The sequence below is a fragment of the Variovorax sp. WDL1 genome, from assembly GCF_001541225.1.
Taxonomy (GTDB): Bacteria; Pseudomonadota; Gammaproteobacteria; order Burkholderiales; family Burkholderiaceae_C; genus Variovorax.
In genome coordinates, this window is the sequence record NZ_LMTS01000124.1 from 1 (window position 1) to 4967 (window position 4967).

Sequence of the window (4967 nt, forward strand, 5' to 3'; positions counted from 1 at the left end):
ATCGAAGACCGTCGTCAAGACGGGATCACCACGCGCTTACGCCACTCCGCCACTCCGCCACTCCGCGCGTAAGCGGACTCGATCGTGAGGCGCGTTGCCATCGACTGCAGGCACAGCAATGCCATGCGTTTGAGGCCGCGGCCCGTGAGCCACTTGCGCACGACGTTGGTGTTCAGGCCGTGCGCGATGGCCACGGCCGAGACCGACGCACCGGGCTGTCGGCACTCGGCAAGGACCTGCCAACGCCCTTGACCTCCTTCGATCATCCAGCGACGCAGCAGGTTCGCGTTGATGCCATTGGCCAGCGCCACCGAGGCGATCGATATGCCAGGTCGAGTACACGCGGCACGCGGCGACCAGGTTGGCCTTGAATTCATCGCTGTGACGGCGCCTCCGACGGCGCTCCCCCTTCACCGCTGTCGCCTCGATAGTGTTCACGTGTCCGCCAAGAAATAAGTGGAGTAGTGAACACGATGCTCCTAGCGAGAGCGGCAGGAATCAGGACGGGCTGGCCGGACGCTTACCGTAAGCGGGCCATGGGCTTTAGACATCGTGGTCGTCCTCTGTCGGCTGAGAGGGGGCCGGTCCCCGACACCGTAGGTTGCGGGCGGAGGCGTGCCGAGCTGCAGCCGGGACCGGCGGACCGGCGTGTTCAGCGCATCAGCGCCTCAGCGCGACACTTGTGCCACTTGAACTCATCATCTCATCATCGCCGGATGTGAGGGTTGGTTCCGCGGCCCGTCCTTGTCGGAGTGCTTCAGATCGAGTGGCCACCGTGTCACTGATGAAGTACGACACCGCCGCAGGAACGCAAGCAACCGTGCCTCTGCGGAGCGAAGCCGGCGCGCAGTTTGAGGTGCCTTTGCGAGTTCCTTCCAGATCTCGGTCATGGTCCCGGAATCGGCGGACAGCCTGGCGCCAAGCGTCAGCACAGCTGGATGAATATAGGCCTTCTTGCAAACCGCTGGCGTGTTGCCAAGTTGTCGGGCAACTGCGCCGATGATTTCCTTTGCACTGCCGCGTGACTTGGCCGATTCGCCTTCCGATTCACCGCTGCAGGCAATGCGCGTAAGTTCAAGTGCTTGCACTGTTCCATGCCAGGTTCGGAAATCCTTCGCAGTGAAATTGTCTCCTGACGCCTCTCGCAGATACTCGTTGACGTCGGAGGAAGACACGTTGCGGACTTCGCCGTCAGGCCCTCGATATTGGAACAGCTCTTGCCCCGGCAACTGCTGGCATCGACGAATCACGCGCGTTACCCGTGGATCGTCGACTCGGGCCTCATGCAGCACGCCGCTCTTGCCACGAAAGCGCAGCTTGAACGAGCTACCGCGAACATCGACGTGCCGGTTGCGCAAGGTCGTGAGGCCGTAAGATCGATTGCTGCTGGCGTATTCCTCATTGCCCACCCGCAGAAAGGTGATGTCGAGCAGGCGCACCAGCGTTGCCAGCACCGTCGCGCGTCCGGGCAACGGCTCCCTCGCACCTGCTCGAAGGTCGCGCGCCACGCGCGCACGGATTTTCGGCAACGCGCGCCCGAACAGCTCCAGTCGTTCGAACTTGGTTTCGTCCTTCAGCAGGCGCCATTCGGCGTGGTAGCGGTACTGCTTGCGGCCGCGCGCATCGATTCCCGTGGCCTGCAGATGGCCATTGGGCAGCGGACAGATCCAGACATCGGTGTACGCCGGTGGAATGGCCAACTGCTTGATGCGGGAGAGCTCATCGACGTCACGCAACCAGCGGCCCTTCGCATCCCGATATCGAAAGCTGCTGCCATGCCGCACTCGCGTGAGCCCGGGCATGCCAGCGTCCACATACACGAGGCCGTTGTTGAGAGGCACTGGTCGAGGACTTGCAGCGTCAGCCATGCGCTTGGAAAAATTAAAGGCAAGGGTGCAGTCTTCGACGTACTCCGCGAGATGGCGCCGACCCCGCCCGCCTGTAGGACGCAGCAAGCGTTGCGAGTCCGAGCCCGCCCCTTCGAGCACATCTTCATTGTGGATCGGCGAGACGAATCGGCCGGAGCTCTTCCGGCCATGATGCGATCGCCTTCGCTGGGTTCCAGCGCCGCGCAGCATGCCCGCTGTCCGCGCCACGACCACCCGACGCCGCGGCCCTCAGCCCTCAGGCTGCCAGAGCGTGGGGTAGTGCGTGACGAAGCCTTCAGGCATCGTGACTAGCAGACCCTCATAGTCAAAGCGCGGGGACTGGTACCAGTACTCGGCCTCGCTGCGGCGTTCGTAGTGCTGCGCCAGCGCACTCAGGTCTTCGTTGTCGAGGTCGAGCCAGGCGGCCGGCGCCTCGGCGCTTTCACCGACCTGGAGGTTTAGGCGGCGCAAAGGCAGCAGGTTGGTGGCGGGGGTGAAGCCCAGGTCCAGATCCGTGCAGTGGGCCAAGCCCGGCACCCGCTGGTCGTTGAGCGACCATTCGCCGTTGGTGGCGCGCGCGATCGCGAAGTCCACCGGGAGGCTGCCGACCCAACCGCGCACACGTCCCCACTTTGCATGCCACGCCTTGTCGCAATGCACGCGGTAGTCCAGACGGGCCGGCTGGCCGTTCTCGCTGCGAAAGACCGCGGCACCGTCGAGTTGCCATCCGTCGCCGTGCTTCTCAAGGCGGCAGGCATCATGGCCGGGCAGGTCGTGCCGGCGCCAGAACATGGTGGCTACGATTTGCATGGACCCGATGATGTCATCGATGCCCCCTGCGCACCAGTGCCCGTCCCCGAACGTTCAAAATCCAGCGCGTGACCGCCGCTCCAATCCGCCGCATTGCCCACCTCGACATGGATGCGTTCTATGCCTCGGTGGAACTACTGCGCTACCCGCAGCTCAAGGGGCTTCCAGTCGTGATCGGAGGCGGCCGGCGCAAGGTCGATGAAGCCATCCGCGAACTGCCGGAAGGCAGTGCCCTGGCCGACATTCCCGTCGAGGCCTTCCCGCTGCTCAGGGACTATGTGGGCCGCGGGGTGATCACCACCGCGACCTATCCCGCGCGGCCCTTCGGTGTCGGCTCCGCAATGGGGCTGATGAAGGCGGCGAAGCTGTGCCCGCAGGCCATCATCCTGCCCGTCGATTTCGACGAGTACCGGCGCTATTCGCGCATGTTCAAGAAGGTGATAACGGAGATCGCGCCGCTGATGGAAGACCGCGGCGTGGACGAGGTCTACATCGATTTCACCGAGGTGCCTGGCGGTCAGCGGGAGGGCGGGCGTGCGCTGGCCCGCCTGATCCAGCGCTCCATCCTCCAGGCCACCGGGCTCACCTGTTCGATCGGCGTCGCGCCAAACAAGCTGCTGGCGAAGATGGCGAGCGAGTTCGAGAAGCCGAACGGCATTTCTGTGGTCTACGAGCAAGACCTCCAGACGCGCATCTGGCCGCTTCCCTGCCGGAAGGTCAACGGCATCGGGCCCAAGGCCGACGAGAAGCTGCAGCGTTTCGGCATCCGCACGATCGGCGAGCTCGCGGCCCGCGACCGCGATTGGCTGATCCAGAACTTCGGTAAAGCCACCGGCGCCTGGATGCACGAGGTGGCCTGGGGACGCGATGAGCGGCCGGTGGTGACAGAAAGCGAGCCGGTGTCGATGAGCCGCGAGACCACCTTCGAGCGTGACTTGCACGCGGTGCGCGACCGGGCCGAGCTGGGCGCCATCTTCACGCACCTGTGCGGCAAGGTGGCGGAAGATCTGCAGCGCAAGGGCTATGTGGGCAAGACGATCGGGATCAAGCTGCGCTATGACGACTTCAAGATCGCGACGCGCGACCAGACCATCGAGCAGTTCACTTCAGATGCGAAAACCATCCGGCAAGCGGCCGGACGCTGCCTCAAGCGCGTACCGCTGGAGCGGCCGCTGCGCCTGTTGGGCGTGCGCGTGGGTGCGCTGGTGAGGGCAGGCAGCCCGGAGGCAATGCTGACGTCGGCGCAGGATGTATACGTGGCGCAATCGCGCGCCGCTGCTGCCGTCCTCGCGACCACCGCGTCGCTTTTCTAGACAAGGTGATTAGCTCGACGGTGCCGCCTGGCCGGCGTCGGCAGGGTGCATTCGCGGTCGATCTCGATGCGCAGCTCCGGCCCCCAGCAGTGCCGGCAGGTAGAGAGCGCCGAACGCCCGGCGGCCGGGCCTCGGGGGGCGTCCATCCGGCTCGTCCGCACGCCCAGCGCCGACCTCGGAGCGATACGGCAGTTTCAGCTCGATCAGCCCGTGTTCCGCAGGCCTGCCGCCACGCCGTTGATCGACATGTGGATGCCGCGCTGCAGGCGCTCGTCGTCCTGCTGACCGGCGCGCCAGCGCCGCATCAGTTCCACCTGAAGATGGTGCAGCGGATCGATATAGGGGAAGCGGTGGCGGATTGAACGCTGCATCTCGACGTTGCCTTCCAGCCGCTGCTTCGTGCCGGTGATCAGCGCCAGCGCATCGGAGGTGCGATGCCATTCGGCCTCGATCATCGAAAACACCTTCTGCCGCAACTTGCGATCCTCCACCAGTTCGGCATACCGTGAAGCCAGGGCGAGGTCGCTCTTGGCCAGCACCATGTCCATGTTCGAAAGCAAGGTGCTGAAGAAGGGCCACTGCGCAACCATGCGCTGCAACAGAGCTTGTCGTTCCTTGCGCGCCGCGGCGCTGCCGGCAGCGGCCAGGAAGCGCTCGATCGCCGAGCCGAAGCCGTACCAGCCGGGCAGCGTGAGCCGGCACTGACCCCAGCTGAAGCTCCAGGGCACGGCGCGCAGGTCCTCGATCCTGCGGCTCGGGTTGCGCGAGGCCGGCCGGGAACCGATGTTGAGCTCGGCGATCTCCCGGATCGGCGTGGCGCTGAAGAAGTAGTCGCCGAAGCCGGGCGTCTCGTAGACCAGTGCGCGGTACGCCGCCATGCTGGCTGTCGACAGTTCGTCGGCAGCGGCAAGGAAGGCCGCCGGCGCCGCCTTCGCCGACGGCAGCAGCGTGGCCTCGAGTGTGGCGGCGACCAGCG

At 65.3% G+C, this 4967-nt stretch carries 5 protein-coding genes; 1 reads left to right on the forward strand and 4 read right to left on the reverse strand.

Annotation, left to right across the window (positions count from 1 at the left end; genetic code table 11):
* Nucleotides 1–14: 14 nt before the first annotated feature.
* The 3 genes from APY03_RS16660 to APY03_RS16670 form a co-directional block, all read right to left on the reverse strand.
* Nucleotides 15–311, reverse strand: a complete 297-nt coding sequence (locus APY03_RS16660) for a hypothetical protein (protein ID WP_068678297.1) — start codon at nt 309–311, stop codon at nt 15–17.
* A 387-nt stretch (nt 312–698) separates the two neighbouring features.
* Nucleotides 699–1868: a DNA topoisomerase IB gene (locus APY03_RS16665; RefSeq protein WP_068678298.1), complete on the reverse strand. Its 1170-nt coding sequence runs from the start codon at nt 1866–1868 to the stop codon at nt 699–701.
* A gap of 249 nt (nt 1869–2117) precedes the next feature.
* Nucleotides 2118–2678 carry a putative glycolipid-binding domain-containing protein gene (locus APY03_RS16670; RefSeq protein ID WP_068678299.1) on the reverse strand — a complete coding sequence of 187 codons (561 nt, stop codon included), beginning with the start codon at nt 2676–2678 and terminating at the stop codon, nt 2118–2120.
* A gap of 107 nt (nt 2679–2785) precedes the next feature.
* Here APY03_RS16670 and APY03_RS16675 point away from each other — a divergent pair, with 107 nt between their 5' ends.
* Entirely contained in the window at nt 2786–3991 is a 1206-nt protein-coding gene (locus APY03_RS16675) for a Y-family DNA polymerase (protein WP_068678300.1), read from the forward strand.
* Between the two features lie 203 nt (nt 3992–4194).
* Here the strand turns inward: APY03_RS16675 and APY03_RS43905 are convergent.
* Nucleotides 4195–4967, reverse strand: a 773-nt coding sequence (locus APY03_RS43905; protein WP_232324303.1) for a phosphoenolpyruvate carboxylase, incomplete at its 5' end; no start/stop codon positions are given.